Source organism: Kitasatospora sp. NPDC089509 (assembly GCF_044749365.1).
Taxonomy (GTDB): Bacteria; Actinomycetota; Actinomycetes; order Streptomycetales; family Streptomycetaceae; genus Kitasatospora.
Window position 1 is genome coordinate 298,099 of record NZ_JBIVHS010000007.1, and the last position, 17,452, is coordinate 315,550.

General features: G+C 73.3%; 19 protein-coding genes. 6 read left to right on the forward strand and 13 right to left on the reverse strand.

The features are described from left to right. The first annotated feature begins 4 nt into the window (after positions 1 to 4). Positions 5 to 475: a MarR family transcriptional regulator gene (locus ACIP4P_RS18000; RefSeq protein ID WP_350514460.1), complete on the forward strand. Its 471-nt coding sequence runs from the start codon at positions 5 to 7 to the stop codon at positions 473 to 475. A gap of 33 nt (positions 476 to 508) precedes the next feature. Here ACIP4P_RS18000 and ACIP4P_RS18005 read toward each other — a convergent pair whose 3' ends face one another. The 9 genes from ACIP4P_RS18005 to ACIP4P_RS18045 form a co-directional block, all read right to left on the reverse strand. Then, on the reverse strand, positions 509 to 1,459 hold the full coding sequence (locus ACIP4P_RS18005) for an urease accessory protein UreD (protein WP_400919502.1): 951 nt from the start codon (positions 1,457 to 1,459) through the stop codon (positions 509 to 511). After that, a complete protein-coding gene (gene ureG / locus ACIP4P_RS18010) occupies positions 1,456 to 2,076 on the reverse strand; it encodes an urease accessory protein UreG (protein WP_350514462.1) in 621 nt (206 codons plus the stop codon). The genes ACIP4P_RS18005 and ureG overlap by 4 nt, the downstream gene beginning before the upstream one ends. Positions 2,077 to 2,154: 78 nt before the next feature. Further along, on the reverse strand, positions 2,155 to 2,835 hold the full coding sequence (locus ACIP4P_RS18015; RefSeq protein WP_400919803.1) for an urease accessory protein UreF: 681 nt from the start codon (positions 2,833 to 2,835) through the stop codon (positions 2,155 to 2,157). Positions 2,836 to 2,921: 86 nt separating this feature from the next. Continuing rightward, positions 2,922 to 4,646, reverse strand: coding sequence for an urease subunit alpha (ureC, locus tag ACIP4P_RS18020; protein ID WP_350514463.1), 1,725 nt, complete (start codon positions 4,644 to 4,646; stop codon positions 2,922 to 2,924). Beyond that, positions 4,646 to 5,101 (reverse strand): urease subunit beta, encoded by a 456-nt coding sequence (locus tag ACIP4P_RS18025; RefSeq protein WP_350514464.1) that lies wholly within the window; start codon positions 5,099 to 5,101, stop codon positions 4,646 to 4,648. The genes ureC and ACIP4P_RS18025 overlap by 1 nt, the downstream gene beginning before the upstream one ends. Then, positions 5,091 to 6,008: a cobalamin biosynthesis protein CbiX gene (locus ACIP4P_RS18030; protein ID WP_400919506.1), complete on the reverse strand. Its 918-nt coding sequence runs from the start codon at positions 6,006 to 6,008 to the stop codon at positions 5,091 to 5,093. The genes ACIP4P_RS18025 and ACIP4P_RS18030 overlap by 11 nt, the downstream gene beginning before the upstream one ends. 3 nt (positions 6,009 to 6,011) lie before the next feature. Next, entirely contained in the window at positions 6,012 to 6,317 is a 306-nt protein-coding gene (locus ACIP4P_RS18035) for an urease subunit gamma (RefSeq protein WP_188310190.1), read from the reverse strand. 128 nt (positions 6,318 to 6,445) lie between these two features. Beyond that, positions 6,446 to 7,429 carry an urea transporter gene (locus tag ACIP4P_RS18040; RefSeq protein WP_400919509.1) on the reverse strand — a complete coding sequence of 328 codons (984 nt, stop codon included), beginning with the start codon at positions 7,427 to 7,429 and terminating at the stop codon, positions 6,446 to 6,448. 454 nt (positions 7,430 to 7,883) lie between these two features. Beyond that, positions 7,884 to 8,627, reverse strand: coding sequence for an alpha/beta hydrolase (locus tag ACIP4P_RS18045; RefSeq protein WP_400919511.1), 744 nt, complete (start codon positions 8,625 to 8,627; stop codon positions 7,884 to 7,886). 280 nt (positions 8,628 to 8,907) lie between these two features. Between ACIP4P_RS18045 and ACIP4P_RS18050 the strand changes: the two genes are divergently transcribed. Both ACIP4P_RS18050 and ACIP4P_RS18055 read left to right on the forward strand, forming a co-directional pair. Then, complete coding sequence (locus ACIP4P_RS18050) at positions 8,908 to 9,441, forward strand: SigE family RNA polymerase sigma factor (protein ID WP_400919513.1); 534 nt, start codon at positions 8,908 to 8,910, stop codon at positions 9,439 to 9,441. Then, positions 9,438 to 10,367 (forward strand): hypothetical protein, encoded by a 930-nt coding sequence (locus tag ACIP4P_RS18055; RefSeq protein ID WP_400919515.1) that lies wholly within the window; start codon positions 9,438 to 9,440, stop codon positions 10,365 to 10,367. The genes ACIP4P_RS18050 and ACIP4P_RS18055 overlap by 4 nt, the downstream gene beginning before the upstream one ends. A gap of 91 nt (positions 10,368 to 10,458) precedes the next feature. On the opposite strand, the gene ACIP4P_RS18060 is transcribed toward ACIP4P_RS18055, so the two are convergent. The 3 genes from ACIP4P_RS18060 to ACIP4P_RS18070 all read right to left on the reverse strand — a co-directional run bounded on the left by ACIP4P_RS18060 (position 10,459) and on the right by ACIP4P_RS18070 (position 13,459). Beyond that, the gene (locus ACIP4P_RS18060; RefSeq protein WP_400919518.1) at positions 10,459 to 11,664 is read right to left on the reverse strand and encodes a glycosyltransferase; all 1,206 of its coding nucleotides are present in this window, start codon (positions 11,662 to 11,664) and stop codon (positions 10,459 to 10,461) included. Between the two features lie 133 nt (positions 11,665 to 11,797). Next, complete coding sequence (locus ACIP4P_RS18065; RefSeq protein WP_400919521.1) at positions 11,798 to 12,610, reverse strand: nucleotidyltransferase domain-containing protein; 813 nt, start codon at positions 12,608 to 12,610, stop codon at positions 11,798 to 11,800. A 147-nt stretch (positions 12,611 to 12,757) separates the two neighbouring features. Next, the gene (locus ACIP4P_RS18070) at positions 12,758 to 13,459 is read right to left on the reverse strand and encodes an NAD(P)-dependent oxidoreductase (RefSeq protein WP_400919524.1); all 702 of its coding nucleotides are present in this window, start codon (positions 13,457 to 13,459) and stop codon (positions 12,758 to 12,760) included. A 146-nt stretch (positions 13,460 to 13,605) separates the two neighbouring features. On the opposite strand from ACIP4P_RS18070, the gene ACIP4P_RS18075 reads away from it, so the two are divergent. Continuing rightward, entirely contained in the window at positions 13,606 to 14,325 is a 720-nt protein-coding gene (locus ACIP4P_RS18075; RefSeq protein ID WP_400919526.1) for a TetR/AcrR family transcriptional regulator, read from the forward strand. 226 nt (positions 14,326 to 14,551) lie between these two features. On the opposite strand, the gene ACIP4P_RS18080 is transcribed toward ACIP4P_RS18075, so the two are convergent. Then, complete coding sequence (locus tag ACIP4P_RS18080; protein WP_400919528.1) at positions 14,552 to 15,481, reverse strand: LysR family transcriptional regulator; 930 nt, start codon at positions 15,479 to 15,481, stop codon at positions 14,552 to 14,554. Positions 15,482 to 15,584: 103 nt separating this feature from the next. Between ACIP4P_RS18080 and ACIP4P_RS18085 the strand changes: the two genes are divergently transcribed. After that, positions 15,585 to 16,475, forward strand: a complete 891-nt coding sequence (locus ACIP4P_RS18085; protein WP_400919530.1) for an NAD-dependent epimerase/dehydratase family protein — start codon at positions 15,585 to 15,587, stop codon at positions 16,473 to 16,475. Next, positions 16,472 to 17,422, forward strand: coding sequence for an aldo/keto reductase (locus ACIP4P_RS18090; RefSeq protein ID WP_400919532.1), 951 nt, complete (start codon positions 16,472 to 16,474; stop codon positions 17,420 to 17,422). The genes ACIP4P_RS18085 and ACIP4P_RS18090 overlap by 4 nt, the downstream gene beginning before the upstream one ends. The last annotated feature ends 30 nt before the right edge of the window (positions 17,423 to 17,452 follow it).

Here is a 17,452-nt window from a genome sequence, read left to right on the forward strand (position 1 = left end):
CCCCATGACGCCCTCCCGCGACGAACTGATGGCCCGGCTCTGGCCGGTCTCACGCCGCTACCTGGCCTCCTACGTGCTGTTCAACCAGGCCGTCGCCGACCACCTCGGCATGCACCCGACCGACGTCCAGTGCCTCAACCTGCTCACCCTGGAGGACGGCCCGGTCACCACCGGCCGGATCGCCGAGCTGACCGGGCTCACCAGCGGCTCGGCCACCCGACTGGTCGACCGACTGGAGAAGGCCGGCCTGGTGGTCCGGCGACGGGACGAGACGGACCGGCGCCGGGTGCTGGTCGCCGTGCTCCCCGAGGCGCTGGAGCGCTTCGGGGAGGTGTGGCGCGCCCTCAGCGTCGACTGGGTGGCGATGTACGCCGAGGACAGCGAGGACCAACTCGACTTCCTGCTCCGGCACATGAGCCGCACGGTCGAGCTCAGCCACCGGCAGATCGCCCGGCTGGCCGAGAAGGACCTCTAGAGCCAGGCCGACGGTACTTCGGACCGCGCGACCCTAGGTCTTCCGCAGCTCCGGCGCCGGGACCCCGATCAGCAGCCGCCGCACCGCGTCCCAGGCCGCCCGCAGCGCGGCGGCGCAGGCCCGGGTGTCGGAGTCGAGCAGCCGCAGCCAGGCGCCGCTGTCCTGCGGCAGCACGCTGACCCCGTACAGCAGCCCGCGCCCCGCCAGCGCCTCGTGCAGGACGTCGGCGATCCGCGCCGCCGGGGCGAGCGGGCTGAGCACGTACAGGCTGGACATCACGTCGTGCCCGCCGAGCACCGCCGGGCCCGTCGTGCCGCCGCCCGAGGGCTCCAGCCGCACCGTGTCCAGAGCCACCAACTCGCCGTCCGGGCGCCGGACTTCGAGGTCCGAGGCGAACACCCGGTAGGCGTTGCGCTCGCCCCGGGCGAGGCGTCCGGCCAGCACCGTCTCGCCGGCCAGCACCGTCGCCCCGGGGTCCACGGTGAGCACGGTGCGCTGGTAGAACCGGGCGTCGACGAAGGGGATCACCGGCTCGGGCAGGTACTCCACATAGGCGCCCGGCCCGGCCTCCAGGTTGACCAGCTGCGTCGCGTAGTCGTACTCCATCCGGTAGACCTTGGTGGCCGCCTGAGTGGTGAGGTGGACGGCCGTGTCGGCGCCGCAGCGGATGTCGGTGCGCAGCCGGTCGGCCTGGAGGATGCCGCCGCCGGTGGACATCAGCAGGGTGACGGCGAGGTCGGGGCGGGCCGGGTCGAAGTACAGCGGGCGCATGATCTGCAGCGGCGACTTCTGGTAGTGGCCGGTGAGTTCGGTGCGCCCGCCGATCCGCTCGAAGGCCAGCTCCAGCAGCCCGACCTTGCCGGGGCGCCCGACCGCGAGGGTGTCGGGCGTCCCGGCGTACCGGCGGACCTCGGACGGGACCCGGGCGGGCTCGTAGTGCCGGGGGTCCAGCCGGGGGACGGAACCCGGGGCGAGGGTCGTCACGCCGGGACCTTCCGGAAGGTCTCCAGGAAGGTCGCGATCTCCTCCAGCCCCTCCCCCGTCAGGCAGTTGGTGAGCACCACCGGACCGCCCTCGCGCACCCGGCGGGCGTCGGACTCCATGACGCCGAGGTCCACCCGGACGTACTGGGCGATGTCGATCTTGTTGATGACCAGCAGCTCGGACTCGGTGATGCCCGGGCCGCGCTTGCGGGGCATCTTCTCGCCCTCGGCGGTGTCCAGCACGAACAGGAAGAGGTCGACCAGCACCGGGCTGAAGGTGAGGGTCAGGTTGTCGCCGCCGGACTCGAACAGCAGGGTGTCGACGTCGGGGAAGCGCTCCAGCATCTCCGCCCCGGCGGCGAGGTTCATGGTCGGGTCGTCCCGCACCGCCGTGTGCGGACAGGCGCCGGTCTCGACGCCGACCACCCGCTCGGGGTCGAGCACCCCGGCCAGGGTGCGGCGGACGTGCTGGGCGTCCTCCTGGGTGTAGATGTCGTTGGTGATGACCGCCGGGCGGTGGCCGCGCGCGATCAGCACCGGCACCAGCGCCTCGATCAGCGCCGTCTTGCCGGAACCGACCGGGCCGCCGATGCCCACCCGGAGCACGTTCTCGGTCATGCGGATCTCCTTGCAGAAGCAGAAGCAGAAGCGGAAGCGGAAGCAGTAGCAGCGGAAGCAGAAACGGAATGAGTGGGTTCAGCTCGCGAACAGCCGGGCCTCGGCCCGCTCGTGCCGGCCGGACATCGCGTCCGCGATCGGCACGCAGCCGCCCAGGTCCGCCAACTCCCGTACCAGCGCGGCCGCCACCACCTCCCGGATGACCGGGGCGGCCGCCCGCAGGACCACCTGCGCCCTGCGGTGGTCGGTCAGCCGCAGCCGCAGCGCGGCGCCGACGAAGCTGGTGCAGAAGGCGAACAGGTCGCTGGCGACGGCCTGTTCGACCGGTACGGCGGCCGAGGCGTAGGCGACCCCGGCGGCCACCGCCTGGCAGCCGGGGGCGCGCTTCTCGGCGACCAGGGCGGCGTACCGCTCCAGCGGCTCGCCGCCCACCGACTCCCGGGCGATGTCCAGGAGTTGGCGTCCGGTACGGGTTGCGGCGAGCCGTAGCTCACGGTTGAGCTTGGTGGCGTGCAGCCGTTGGTCGGTCTCGACCAGCAGCTCCCAGTCGCCGGCCGCGGCGGCCCGGTGGGCCAGCGCGAGCGCCGTGGCGTCGGCCGGTCCCACGCTGTGCCGCAGCAGGTCGACGAGCAGCGCGGGCATGGTGTCGGCGGTGACGGCCTTCGCCTGGGCGTAGCCCTCCAGACCGTGCGAGAGGGTGTAGAAGCCGCTGGGGAAGGCCGAGTCGGTCAGCTGGAGGCTGACCAGCAGGGCGTCCAGGCCCGCGCCGCCACCCTCCTCAGGACCGGAACCGGAACCAGGCCCGGAACCGGGACCGGGACCGGGACCAGGCCCGGCGACGCCGCTCACGCGAGGTAGAACAGGTGGTTGAGCGGCAGTTCGCGGGCCGGCTCGATGGTGGCGGGCTCGCCGTCCAGGGTGACCTTGTACGTCTCCGGGTCGACCGCGATCCTCGGCAGGGCGTCGTTGCGCACCATGTGCTGCTTCCCCACCGAGCGGCAGTGCCGCACCGGCAGCACCCGGCTGTCCAGGCCGAGTTCCTTCGGCACCCCGAGGTCGACGGCGGCCTGGGACATGAAGGTGATCCGGGTGGCCTGCTTGGCCCGCCCGAGCGCGCCGTACATCGGCCGGTAGTACACCGGCTGCGGGGTGGGCAGCGAGGCGTTCGGGTCGCCCATCAGCGCCCAGTTGATGAGGCCGCCCTTGATGACCAACTTGGGCTTGGCACCGAAGGAGTTGATCGGCCACAGCACGATGTCGGCCAGCTTGCCGGGCTCCAGCGAGCCGATGTGCTCGGCGGTGCCGGAGGCGATCGCCGGGTTGATGGTGAGCTTGGCGAGGTAGCGCAGCACCCGGAAGTTGTCGTTGCGCTCGCTGTCGCCGGCCAGCTTGCCGCGCTCCGCCTTGCAGTGGTGGGCGGTCTGGAAGGCGCGGGTGAAGGACTCCCCGATCCGGCCCATGGCCTGCGAGTCGGAGGAGAAGATCGAGATGACGCCCTCGTCGTGCAGCACGGTCTCGGCGGCGATGGTCTCGGCGCGCACCCGGGAGTCGGCGAAGGAGACGTCCTCGGGGATGTCGTGGCTGAGGTGGTGGCAGACCATCACCATGTCGAGCAGCTCGTCCACCGAGTTGACGGTGTAGGGCAGGGTCGGGTTGGTGGAGGACGGCAGCACGTTGGGCTCGCCGGCGATCCGCATGATGTCGGGGGCGTGTCCGCCGCCCGCGCCCTCGGTGTGGAAGGTGTGGATGGTGCGGCCGTCGATCGCGGACAGGGTGTCCTCGAAGAAGCCGGACTCGTTCAGGGTGTCGGTGTGGATGGCCACCTGCACGTCGTACTCGTCGGCGACGCTCAGCGCGCTGTCGATCGCCGCCGGGGTGCTGCCCCAGTCCTCGTGCACCTTGAGGCCGCACACACCGGCCTCGACCTGCTCGCGCAGCGCGCCCGGCAGCGAGCCGTTGCCCTTGCCGAGCAGGCCCACGTTGACCGGCAGGTCCTCGACCGCCTGGTACATCCGGCCGATGTTCCACGGTCCGGGGGTGCAGGTGGTGCCGTTGGTGCCGTCGGACGGGCCGGTGCCGCCGCCGATCAGCGTGGTGATGCCGTTGCTCAGCGCCTCCTGGGCCTGTTGCGGGGCGATGAAGTGGATGTGGGTGTCGATGCCGCCGGCGGTGGCGATCAGGTGCTCGCCGGAGATCACCTCGGTGCCGGGGCCGATCACCAACTTGGGGTGCACCCCGCTCTGGGTGTGCGGGTTGCCGGCCTTGCCGACGGCGGTGATGAAGCCGTCCTTGACGCCGATGTCGCCCTTGACCACGCCGAGCACCGGATCCAGCACGACGACGTTGGTGATGACCAAGTCGAGCGCGCCCTGGACGGAGGTCGCCGCCGGGTCCTGCGCCATGCCGTCGCGGATGCCCTTGCCGCCGCCGTAGACGGCCTCGTCGCCGTAGTGGCCCTGGTTGTGGTCCTTCTCGACCTCGACCACCAGGTTGGTGTCGGCGAGGTGGAAGCGGTCGCCGACGGTGGGGCCGAACAGGTCGGTGTACTGCTTGCGGGACAGCATGGCCATCAGCGGTCGCCCTCCTCGTGGGTCTCCGGGTGGATGTGGGTGTGGAAGTCCCTGCCGTGCAGGTCGTCGTCCTTGTTCTCCAGGTGGGTGCCCTTGAAGCCGCGGGCGATCGCCCGGTCGATGGCGCGGACGCGGGTGTCCCGGGCGGTGACGCCGCCGTCCACCAGGTTGCTGAAGCCGACCAGGCGGCGGTGCCCGCCGAACTCGGCGAGGGTGACGTCCTTGGTGTCGCCGGGCTCGAAGCGGACGGCGGTGCCGGCCGGGATGTCGAGGTGCTTGCCGAAGGCGGCGTTGCGGTCGAAGTCGAGGGCGCGGTTGGCCTCGAAGAAGTGGTAGTGGGAACCGACCTGGATCGCGCGGTCGCCCGTGTTGCTGACCGTGATGGTGGCCTTGGTACGGCCGGCGTTGATCTCCACGGGGTCGTCGCCGTACAGGTATGCGGCGCTACCGGACATGGCTGGCCTTCCTCTCTGCCGGTTCGGTGGGGGTGTGTGCGTGGGGGTGGCTGGGCGTGTGGCCGTGGGGGTGGCCGTGGGTGTGGGTGTGGCCGTGGGACTGGTCGCCCGGCCCGTGGCTGTGGGCGTAGCCGTGGCCGTGCTCGGCGTCGAGGCCGGCCAGGATGCCGTCCTCGCCGTGGCCGAGCAGGTGCAGGGCCGCCGCCGTGCGGGCCGCGACCACCCCGGCGATCGCGGACGGGCGCAGCAGCGGGCCGCCGTCCCGTACGTGCGCGGTCGGGCCGCGGTCGGCGGGGCCGTCGAGCAGCGCGGCCGGCAGCGCCGGGCCGAAGGAGGCCGGGACGGCGGTGACCCGCTCCGCGCCGAGCAGGCGGCAGCGTTCGACGCCCTCGGCCGGATCCGGGTCGCCGCCGGTGAAGGCGACCTCGACCCGGTGGTGCCGCCCGTACTGGCGGACCAGGCGGGCGATCCGGAACAGTTCGGCGTCCTCGAAGGGACCGGCCGCCGGGGCGGTGACCAGGACGGCGTCCCCGTCGCCGGCCGTCGCCGCGGCGGCGCGCAGCCAGCCGATCAGGTGCTCGGCGGCGCCGAAGGGCGCGGTGAGCGCGAGCCGTCCGCGGCCCTCGCCGGCGGCGAGCCAGCGCAACGCGCGGGCGGTGTCGGCGACCAGTCTCGGGTCCCGTCCGAGTGTCATCGGGACGACGCACACCGGTGCGTCGCCGGCCGCGAGCGCGGAGCGGACGGCTTCGGCCAACGGACGGCCGGGGGCGGCCGTGGCGTGCACGGTGAACCCGTGACCGCTGCGCCCGGCCGGATCCGCCAGGTCGGTCAGGTCGGCCAGGTGCCGGCCGCCGTCGCTCTCGTGCCCACCGGCCAGGACGACCAGGGCAGGCTGACGTACGGTCATCGGTCAGGCACCGACCGGGTCGTGGCAGGAGACCAGCTTGGTGCCGTCCAGGAACGCGGCCTCGACCTGGAGCAGCGGCAGCATCTCGCGCACGCCCGGCATCACCTCGGCGTTGCTGACCACCTGCTTGCCGATCTCCATGCACTCGGCGACGGTGCGGCCGTCCCGGGCGCCTTCCATGATGGCCTCGCTGATCAGCGCGCAGGCCTCGCTGTAGTTGAGCTTGACGCCGCGGTCGCGGCGTTTGCGGGCCAGATCGGCCACGACGTAGATGTAGAGCTTGTCCATCTCACGCGGGGAGAGATTCACGGGAACCACTCCTCCTTTCCGAGAATCCGACGGAATTACAAGTCAGATGAAAAACAAGGGAGTTGGACGACCGAGGGACCGGGACGCGAGCGCCGGAGCGGGAATACCAGATTAGGGCGCCCGCGGGATCAGGCCCGACGCAATCGGGGGACCGCCGGTACCGCCGCCAGGAACAGCAGGGTGGTCAGCACGAACGGCCAGGTGAAGGCGTGGCCGCCGAACGGCGCGGTGACCGCGCCGAGCGCCGGGGTCAGCACGGTGGCCGCGGCCGCGCCGAGCACGGCGTAGGCCGCGCTCCAGCCGTCGGCGGCGACGAACACCCCGCACAGCGCGAGCGCCACCAGCACCCCGCTGTACCCGAGCAGCCCCTGTCCGACCGCCTCGGCCGGCGCACCGAACGCCCAGGCGGTGAGCAGTCCCACGGCACTGCCGCCGCAGGCCACCGCCCCGGCGAGCCGACTGGCCGCGAACAGGCCCGCCAGGAACAGCAGACCGACGTACCACTGCGGCATGAAGAAGATCTGGCCGATGTTGGCGAAGAACCCGTGCCAGAGCTGTTCCCAGCTCAGCGCGGTTCCCCCGGCCGCCGGTACGGGCAGCGCGGCCGGTCCGGCACCCGTGGGCCACAGCCGCCGGAAGCCGGGCGCGGCGACCGTCACGGCGGTCGCGACCAGGCAGAACGGCGCGGTCAGCGCGGGCAGTTCACGCCCCGCCAGCAGCGTCCCGACCCCGGCGGCGACCACCACCGCGACGGCGGCGCCGAGCACCGCGACCACCACCGTGGCGGGATGCCCGGGCCCGAGGAACACCGCACAGGCGAGCGCCACCAGGCACCCGTTGTACCCGGCCAGCCCGGCCTCCACGGTGTCCCGCCGCAGCCCGAGGCCGTGGGCGACGGCCGTGGAGACGGCGCTGCCGAGCAGGCCGTAGAGGCCGTACTGCCAGCCGGCGGCGAACAGTGCGGCGACGAAGAAGAGCCCGCACACGGCGGACGGCATGAAATCGACCTGGGCGATCCCGCGCAGGACTTCGACGACTAACTTGACGGATATCGGACGGACGACACCGGGAACCTCTTCCGAGGTTCCTTCCCCACCCTTTAGCTGACCCATGCGGCGCACCAATTCCCCGGTACGGCCGAGGGGGCTCGGGAGATTGCTCGGGAGCCCGTTCGGCGATTCGTTGGGAACCGTACTCCTGCGGATTGTGGAACGGGGTGGGCACGGCGGGTCACGCCAAATCCACGTCGGGTGACCACCATTGCCCTGAGCTGCAACATTCTGTTGATTCCGACCCCGGGGCGGGCGGTTGCGAAGGGCAATTCTTTGCGAAGTTTTACTCACTGCTGACAAGCGCCGGAATATGAGCATGCCAACCAAGTCGCGACAAATTCCCGCCGCCCCGGCAATACGGACATCCGAAACTGTGGGAAAACTGGGAGGCCTGGGAGTGATGTGACGGAATTGTGCGCACGGCGCGGCGCATTGGCGTGCGGTCCCGTCAACGGGCTCCACAGGGCGAATCAGCCGGCCGAACGGGGTGGCTCAGCCCGCCGAGTGGGGTGGCTCAGCCGGTGGCACGCGGCAGGTGGCGGGCCAGGAAGCGCTCCGCCGAGGCCAGCTCGAAGTCGGGCACCCCCAGGTGGCCGCCGGGGTTGGCGTGCAGCGACTTCTCCCGCGAACCCAGCGCGCCGTACAACGCCAACGCGGCTTCGCGCAGCTGGAGTTCGTCGTCCCACTGCAGGACGAACTCCACCGGCACCGCCACCCGGGCGGCCGGTTCCAGCAGGGTGGCGTGGCCCGCCAGCCCGAACACCGCGGCCACCACCCGGGGTTCGACCGCGGCGAGCGGAATGCCGATCGCCGTCCCGAGCGACAACCCCCAGTACCCGACCGGCCCGATCCCCTCCCCCGCCGCCAGGCCCTCCAGCGCGTCCAGCACCGCCCGCCACTCCGGCACGGCCCGCTCCGCGAGCGCCGCCGTGTGCCGGGCCACCCAGGCGCTGATCGGCCGCCCGGCCGCCAGCAACTCCCCGATCTCGGTGGCGAACCGCTCGTCCTGCGCGGTGCGCGCCCGCTCCCCGTGCCCGGGCGCGTCCAGCGCCACCGCCGCCCACCCGTACCGCGCCGCACACCGTCGCGCCCGCTCCCGCGGCCCCGACTTGTCCTGCCCGCCCCCGTGCCCCAGCAGCACCAACGGGCGCCCGCCCAGGGCCGATCCGTCCGGCTGCCAGAGCAGGCCGGGGACGCCGTCGACGACGAAGCGGCGTTCCGAGACGCCGTCAGAACCACTCTCCGAGGTGAAGTGCACCCACCCATGATGGCCACCGACACACGTTCGAGTCCGGCCTTTCGCCCCGCTGGCCGATAGTCACCCGGAAGGGCGTACCGGAACGCGACGGCACACCCTTCGGCCCGGCACCGGTCCCGAACATCCTTGCGGGTCCGGTCCCGGCGTCGTCGTGGGAGAGGATCATCCGGCGGACGGTGGCGCCGGCGGGGCGCACCGGCGGAACCATTTCCACGGAGAGTTCCACGAGGAGTAAGCGCTTCCGGCCCCGCCCGGGCTCTGGGTGGGTGAGGAGGTGCTCATGGGAGAACCGAGGAACACACGGGACGAGGAGTTCCAGGCGTTCATCGTCACGGCCTGGCCCCGGCTGCTGCGGACGGCGTTCCTGCTGGCCGGCGAGCAGTACGCGGCGGAGGACCTGGTGCAGTCCGCCGCGGAGAAGGCCTGCGCGGCCTGGTCGAAGGTGCGCCGGGCGGACGATCCGTACGCCTATGTGCGGCGGATCCTGGTGAACCAGCACGCCCGCCGCTGGCGCCGTCGGCCGCCGGAGCTGCTGGTCGACGCGGTGCCGGACGCGGCGGGGTCGGAGGACGGCTACGCCCGTTCCGACCAGCGCGGGGCGCTGTTGGCGGCGCTCGCGACCCTGCCGCCGCGGCAGCGCGAGGCGGTGGTGCTGCGGTACTGGGAGGACCTGAGCGACAGCCAGACGGCGGTCGCGATGGGGTGCTCGGTGGGTGCGGTGCGCAGCCACGCGGCGAAGGGCATCGGGCGGCTGCGGCAGGTCTCGGCGCTGGTGGAGCTCAAGGACAGGTCTGAGGTCGGAGGGGCGGTATGAGCATGGAGAACGTGGGCAACGCGGGGGGCACGGGGAGCGCCGGGCCGGGCCGGGACTCCGACCTCTGGGTCGGACTGGGTCTGGCCGAGGCGGCGTCGACGGCGCGGATCGGCCCGGCGCCGGTGGCGGACATCCTGGCGGGCGGACGGCGGATCCGGCGCCGCCGCCGGTCGGTGGTCGGTGCGCTGGCGCTGGCCTCGGTGCTGGTGCTGGCGGGCGGGGCGATCACCGAACTGCGGCCGGAGCCGACGGCGGGCCACCCGCTGGTCCCGGCCGGCAGCGGTCCCGGCTCGGGCACCGGCGGCCCGCCGTCGGCGGCCGCCACCCCGGCGGTCCGGGACCCGCTCACCCCGGTCCGGGTGCCCCTGGAGCAGGGCACCACGGCGGACGGCAAGCTGTGGATCCTGTGGGAGGCGCTGTGGCCGGCGGCGCCGAAGGAGCGGGCGTACGAGCAGGCGCTGGCGGTGTGGCAGGACCGCAGCCCGTTCGACCAGACGCTGAGCCGGCCGACCGAGGACTTCGTCAACCGGTACTACGATCCCGACGTCGACGTGACCAACACCTATTTCACGCTGGACGGGGAACGCCTGGGCCACGACTCCGAGGGCACCGCCCCGTCTCCGGGCAAGCTCGACCCCCGCAACGGGGCGTACCTGTCCGGGGGCGCGCCGGGCCACCGCGGGAAGGGCGACACGGTGGCTCCGGCCGACGTGGTCACGCTGGCCGTCGGCCCCGACATCGCCCGGGTGAAGGTGACCTGGACGGACGGCACGGTCACCGAGCCCCCGCTCGTCAGCGTGGGCGACTCGCCGCTGCGGCACGTGACGGTGGCCCGGCCGGAAGGCAAGAAGGCGAAGCTCTGGGAGTACCTGGACCGCAACGACGTCCAACTCCCGGACTCGGGTGAGCAGTTCTTCCGGGAGTAGGTCGCGGGAGTGGGAAGTCGACGTCGCCGACTTCCCACTCCCGCACACGCGTTCCCGCGCACGCGTTCCCGCGCCACCGGCCGGCCGCGGATCAGCCCAGCAGCAGCCGCGCCGCCACCGCCGCCCCGTCCGTACGGATCCCGCCCGCGACCTCCGCCGCCCGCGCGCCGACCTCCGGCACCAGGGCCCGCTTGAGCGCGGCGGACAGCGACTCGACCGTCGGGACGGGACCGTCGTGGGCCACCCCGATGCCCAACTCGGCGACCCGCCCGGCCCAGTAGGGCTGGTCCACGATCTGCGGCACGACCACCTGCGGGGTGCCGGCCAGGGCGGCTGCGGTGGTGGTGCCCGCACCGCCGTGGTGGACGACGGCGGCGACCCGCGGGAACAGCGCCTGCTGGTTGACCTCGTCGACGGCGAAGCAGTCCTCCGCACCCTCGTCCGGGACCAGTTCCGCCCAGCCCCGGGCGAGCACCACGCGACGCCCCTGCTGCCGGACGGCCTCGACGACGACCCGGGCGGCGTCCGGCGCGCCGCGCAGCGGCATGCTGCCGAAGCCCACGTACACCGGGGGCCCGCCCGCGTCGAGGAAGGCCGACAGCTCGGCGGACAGCGGTCGGTCGTCCGTGAGCAGCCAGGCGCCGGTCTGCACGACCTCCAGCTCGGCGGGCTGCGGCCAGGGGCCGAGCAGGGGGTCCGTCGCCAGCCAGGGGCGGTCGGTGAACACGTGGTCGCGCACGTTGTCCACGGTCGGCAGGCCGACCGAGGCCCGGTGGGCGTTGACCTGCTCGCGGAACAGGGCGTTCATGGTCCGGACGTTGTCCGCCCACAGCTCCCGGTTGTCGGTCAGCCCCGGCCGGTACGGCTGGAGCGGGAACTCGAACGGCCGGTGGTGCGGGGAGGGCAGCATGGTCGGCTGGAGGGCGACGTACGCGAAGCGGGCGCCCACCGTCTCCGCGGCCGCCTGGGCGCCGGCCACGGCCGGGAAGATCCCGGTGGCCACCACCGCGCCGCCCGGGTCGGCGGCCGCCGCGACCGCCGCGTGGAAGTCCGCGACCATCGCGGCCACCCGGCGGGGGAGGTCACCCGGATCCGGCAGCGCCCTGCGCACCACCGACCGCGCCGACTCCCCGACCGGCACCAGCTCCACCCCGACGGCGGCCAGCCGTCGCGCGCCTTCCTCGTCCGGCGGGGCGCACACCCGTACCTCCGCACCGAGCTCCCGCAGTTGCACCGCGAGACCCGCCAACGGCTGGACGTCGCCGCGCGACCCGTACGTGGACAGCACCACTCGCATGTCGTCATTCCTCCCGTTCACCCAAGGCCCGCCCTGGAGTTGGAGATTCTGCGGCATGACCGGGGCCTTGCGGCAAGGCCCCCCGTGCGCTATAGCTTGAGAATGGCGGGGAACGCGTGTGTCCTCGGTCGGGTCATCCGCGCAGGACTGCCGACACCTCCCCGACCAGCTCCCGCGCCCGCTCCACCGTCGCGGTCAACACCTCCGGCCCCTCCCCCACGGACCCCAGCAGACGACGCGCCCGTGAGCCGAAGTCCGCGGGCACGCCCGGGAGTTGCCCGGCCACGGCGAGCGCGCCCTTCTCGTTGAGGCACCAGCGCCGGTCGTGCGCGTACAGCGCCTGCACCAGGACGCCCACCGCCCGGGACAGGCAGAGCGAGACGTACAGGACGTCACCCCGGGCGGCCCCCTTGGCCGCGACGTCGACCAGGAATCCCGCTTCCCACGCCCCGGCCGTCAGGGCCTCGCGCAGCGGCTCGGGGTACCGGGCGGTCCGCGCTTTGAGCGCGGTCAACTCCCCTGCCGGGTCGGCGAGTACGAGCCCGAGGGCGACCTCGCCGGGGTAGCAGGGCGACCAGAAGCCCAGCGGGTGCCCGGCCTGCACCCCGACCTCGTAACGGCCGGCCCGACAGTCCGCCCACACCCGCTCGACCCGGTCGAGGTCCCGCAGGATCCAGTCCACGGCGACCCCGTCGACCCGCAGCCACGCACCGCCGTTCACCCACGGCCCCCAGCCGCCGGGCCCGGCCACCTCCACCTCCGGCCCGGCCAGCGCCCGCAGTGCGGCCAGGTCGGGTGCGCCCCGGTAGTAGACGCCGAGATCCCAGTCCGACCCGGGCCGGTGCTCGCCACGCGCCCGGCTCCCCCCGAGCATCACCCCCACCACGCCCGGCACTTCGGCGAGTTGGCGGGCCATGGACGCGATGCGCTCGTCGATCGTCTGCATGACGGGAAGTCTGGCGCCCGGCCGGGCGCCGGGCCAGCGGATTCCGGACCGGGCGGGTCGCATCGCCGTGTCGTCGCATCGCCGTGGCACTGAACCGGCGGAGCAGGAAGTCGGCCCGGCCGACTTCCTGCTCCGTACGCTCCCGCCTCAGTAGCCGACGGTGAACCGGCGCTGGACGAAGCGCGGCAGCTCCGCCTCGTCCACCAGTGCGACCGCGGCGTCCTCGGCCGAGATCCGGCTCCTCCCCTCGGCGTCCAGCACGGGCTGGTCTCCCCCGACACGGAAGCGTCCGGTGCGCTCACCTGGGCCGATCCACTCGGCGGGGCTGAAGTACGTCCAGAGCCGGTTCGAGGCCCGCAGGACGTCCAGCGCGGCGCGGTGGCCGCGCACGGCGGCCGCGTACTCGCGCGGGAGGCCGAGTTCGTCGAGCGCGGCGTGGAGGAGGTGGTCGTGGTCGGCGCGGACGACGCCCGGTTCGAGCTCCAGGCTGCCGGCGCCGCCCATGACGATCACCCGGGTGCGCGGGTGGCTCTCCAAGGCCTTGAGCAGGGTCCGGGCGGCGGTCGCGTAGACGGCCGGGTCGGCGATCGAACGGCGGACGGTGTCCTCGAAGTCCTGCGCGGCGTTGCCGGGCTGGTAGCCGCTGATCAGGACGTCCATGCCGGGCAGGACGGCGGCGACGCCGGCGGCGTCGAAGACGTCGAGGCTCGCCCAGGTCAGGTTCTCGCGGTGATCGGTGATCGCGGAGGCGTCGCGGCTGAACGCCGAGACGCGGTGGCCGCGCTGGAGGGCCTCGGTGACGACCCGGCTCCCGACGGTGCCGGTGGCTCCGATGACGCCGATGTGCATGGTTCTCCCCTTGATTCATGCGTGGCCATGCCGAATGGACGGCGCGGGACGAGATCTCCTCACGCCGTGCGAAAACTATACGGTGTGAAGTTTATGAACGGCAATCAGCAAGGTGACGGCGTACAGCTGCGCGATAGGGTGAGCCCGTGGCAGCAACCCGAAGCACCGGACGACGCGAGCGGCTGCGGGCCGAGACGACCGCCGAGATCAAGCGCACCGCGCTGGCCCTGATGCGCTCCGGCGGCCCCGACGCGATCACCCTGCGCGCCATCGCCCGCGAGATGGGCATGACCGCCAACGCGATCTACGGCTACTTCGCCACCCGCGACGACCTGGTCACCGCCCTCATCGCGGACGTCTACACCGCGCTCGCCGACGCCCTCGACACCTCCTGGGCCGGCTCCACCGACCGGTCCCCGGCCGAACGGATCACGGCCTGGGCGCACACCTTCCGCGGCTGGGCACTGGTCAATCCCGAGGGCTTCCGGCTGATCTACGGGGACCCCGTCCCCGGGTACCAGGCCCCCGAGGGCGGCGCCGCCCCGGACGCCGCCCGGCGGGTCTGCATCGGCATCGCAGCCCTCGCGGACGCGGCCTGGAGCGACGGCGAACCGGCCGCCGAGGAAGAGGGAGGCGACTTCGACTGGGACGACTTCGACCCCGGCCTGCTCGACAAGGTCCGCCCGGCGTTCCCCGACCTCCCCCCGGCCGGAGTCGCCCTGGCCCTACGGATCTGGGGACACCTGCACGGCCTGGTCACCCTGGAGATCTACGGACACCTGCGCGCCCAGACCTTCGCGCCGGACAAACTGTTCCAGTCCGAACTCGGCCAGCTGGTCCGCCTGTTGGGCCTCAACCGGCCCTAACCGACCCCGCCCCGGGACCAGCCGAGGGGCCTCGGTCGCCGGAGTCGGGGCCTCCTCCGCGCAGTCCCCAGTCGTCGAGGCCGGAGTAGACCAGCGCGATGCGGCCGCGGGCGAAGAAGCGGTCGGCGGGGTGCGCTTCGGCCTCACCCACGTGGACCTCCACCAGCGGGTCGGGCCCCGCCACCAGGTGTCGGTCAGTCCGCGCACCTCCGGCAGCGGTTCGAATTCACGGCCGCACCCCCGAGGCAGGCCGGGAGGCCAGGCGCGCGGCCAGTTCCTCGGCCAGCCGGGCGACGGGCCCGCGCCGGCGGCGGGCGAGGGCGAGCCCCAAGTGGCGGCGCGGGCCGGGTTCGGCGAGCGGGAGGGCGACCAGGTCCGGGTGCGGGGCGAGGCCGATCTCGGGGATCAGCGCGATGCCGATGCCGGCCCGGACCAGGGACTGGGCGAACTCGTAGTCCGTCGCGGTGCAGCAGATCCGCAGCTCGACGCCGGTCAGGTCGGCGTACCGGGCGAGTTGGCCGGCCGACTTGCGGCAGCCCAGGATCCAGCGCTGGTCGGCGAGTTCGGCGAGGTGCGGGGCCTCAGGCCGGTCCCGGTAGCGGGCCGCGGCCGGGTGGTGGACGGGCAGCACGATGCGGAGCGGGTCCGCGCCGAGCGGGGTCCAGTCCAGCCCGGAGCGGTCACCGGGCCGGGCCGGCGGCGGGCCGTCGAGGTGGTAGGCGAGGGCGAGGTCGGCGCGGCCCTCGCGGACGGCGGGCAGGCTCTCCTCGGGTTCGGCTTCCAGGATGGTCAGTTCGACCTCGGGGTGGTCGGCGGCGAAGCGGGCCAGCGGCTCGGGCAGCAGACGCCGCCCGCCGCTGGCGAAGGCGGCGACGGTCAGCGCGGTGCGTTCGGCGGTGAGCCGGGCGATCCGCTGCTGGGTGTCGGTGAGTTCGGCGGCGATCGCGTCGGCGGCCTCGACCAGGAGGCGGCCCGAGCCGGTGAGGGTGACACCACGGGTGGAGCGCGCCACGACGGGCGTGCCGAGGCCGCGTTCGAGTGCGGCGATCTGCTGGGAGACGGCCGAGGGGGTGCAGTGCAGCGCCTGGGCCGCCTGGTTGAAGCTGCCGCGGCGGGCGACCTCCCGGAGCACCGCGAGCCGCTGGACGTCGATCAACAGTTCTCCTAACGACGGATCCACTGCTTCCACACTACTGCTGATGAACGTTCCACGGCAGGCTGGTCAGCGGAAGCCGGAGACGAGGGAAGGAATCGGAAGCATGGACGTGTGCGTGATCGGCGGGAGCCGCTACTTCGGGAGGCGGCTGGTCGAGGAACTCCGGGACGCGGGCGCGGCGGTGACCGTCATCAACCGCGGCTCCACCCCCGCCCCGACCGGCGTCACCCGGCTGCGCGCCGACCGCGCCGACGAGGAGGCGCTGCGCACCGCGCTGGGCGGACGGCGCTTCGACGCGGTCGTCGACCAGGTCTGCTACACCCCCGCCCAGGCCGCCGTCGCCGCCCGGGTGTTCGCCGGGCGCACCCCGCGCTATCTGCTCACCTCCACCGTGGAGGTCTACGCCCACCTCGGCCGACCCGGCGGCCCACCGCTCGCGGAGCAGGCACTCGACCTGTCGACGGAGTCCGTCGACCTGCAACTTCCGTGGCAGGAGCAGGAGTTCGCCAGCGCCCACTACGCCGAGGGCAAGCGCCAGGCGGAGGCGCTGCTCACCCGGCAGGCACCCTTCGACCTGGTCACCGTCCGAACCGCGCACGTGCTCGGCGGCGCGGACTTCACCGGACGGCTGGCGCACTACGTGGAGCGGATCGAGCACGGCCTGCCGGTGGCCGTCCACCCGGCACCACAGCGCGCGTCCTTCGTCCACGCGCCGGAGATGGCCCGCTTCCTGGCCTGGGCGGCGGCCGCGGACTTCACCGGACCGGTCAACGCGGCATCCGAAGGGCCGTTGGACGTACGGGAGTTGTGCGCGGTGGTGGGCCATGAGGTCGGCGCCGAGCCGGTGTTCGACACGGGCGCGGCAGCATCCCCCTCCCCCTTCTCCTTCGACCGCTGCTACGCGATGGACACCGGCCGGGCGGCCCGGCTCGGCTTCCCCTTCTCCCCCGTCACCGACTGGCTGCCCCTGGCCGTCAAGGAGGCCCGCGCATGACCGCGACCAGGACGACTCCCGCCACCAGCGCCACCCGCGACATCGACGGCGTCCACGTCGGCGCCGTCGGCCTAGGCGCGATGCCGCTGTCCGTCGAGGGCCGCCCGGACGAGGACCAGGCACTCGCGACGATCCACGCCGCCCTCGACGCGGGTGTCACGCTGATCGACACCGCCGACTCCTACCACTGGCACGCGGACGAACTCGGCCACAACGAACGGCTGGTGGCCCGCGCACTGGCCGCCCACGGTCACGGCACCCCGGTCCTGGTGGCCACCAAGGGCGGCCGGGGCCGCCCCGGCGACGGCAGCTGGACGGTCGACGGCGACCCGCGCCACCTGCGCCGGGCCGCCCAGGCCTCAGCGGTCCGGCTCGGCTTGGAGGCCATCGGCCTCTACCAGCTGCACAAGCCGGACCCGACCGTCCCCTTCGCCGAATCGGTGGGCGCACTACGGGAGTTGGTGGACGCCGGGACCATCCGGATGGCCGGAGTCTCCAATGTGGACTGCGCGCAGATCCGCACGGCACGGGAGATCCTCGGCCCGCACCTGGTCTCCGTGCAGAACCGCTTCTCCCCCGCGCACCAGGAGACCCGGGACACCCTCGACCTGTGCACCGAACTCGGCCTGGCCTTCCTGCCCTGGAGCCCGCTCGGCGGCATCTCCCGCAGCGCCGTCGACGACCCGGGCACGGACGCGCCCCCGACCGACACCCCGTTCCACGCGCTCGCCCGCGCCCGTGGCGTCAGCCCGCACCAGGTCTGCCTGGCCTGGCACCTGGCCCAGTCCCCGGCCGTCCTGCCGATCCCGGGCGCCCGCCGCCCCGCCTCCATCCGCGACTCGGCGGCGGCGGGCGGGCTGCTGCTCTCGGCGGAGGAACTGGCGGGGCTACGACAGGGGACCAGGACGGAGACGGATGTAACGCCATGGACGGCCGGAGCCAAGTAGAGACGTAAGGCAGTGATCGTCGTTCCAAGG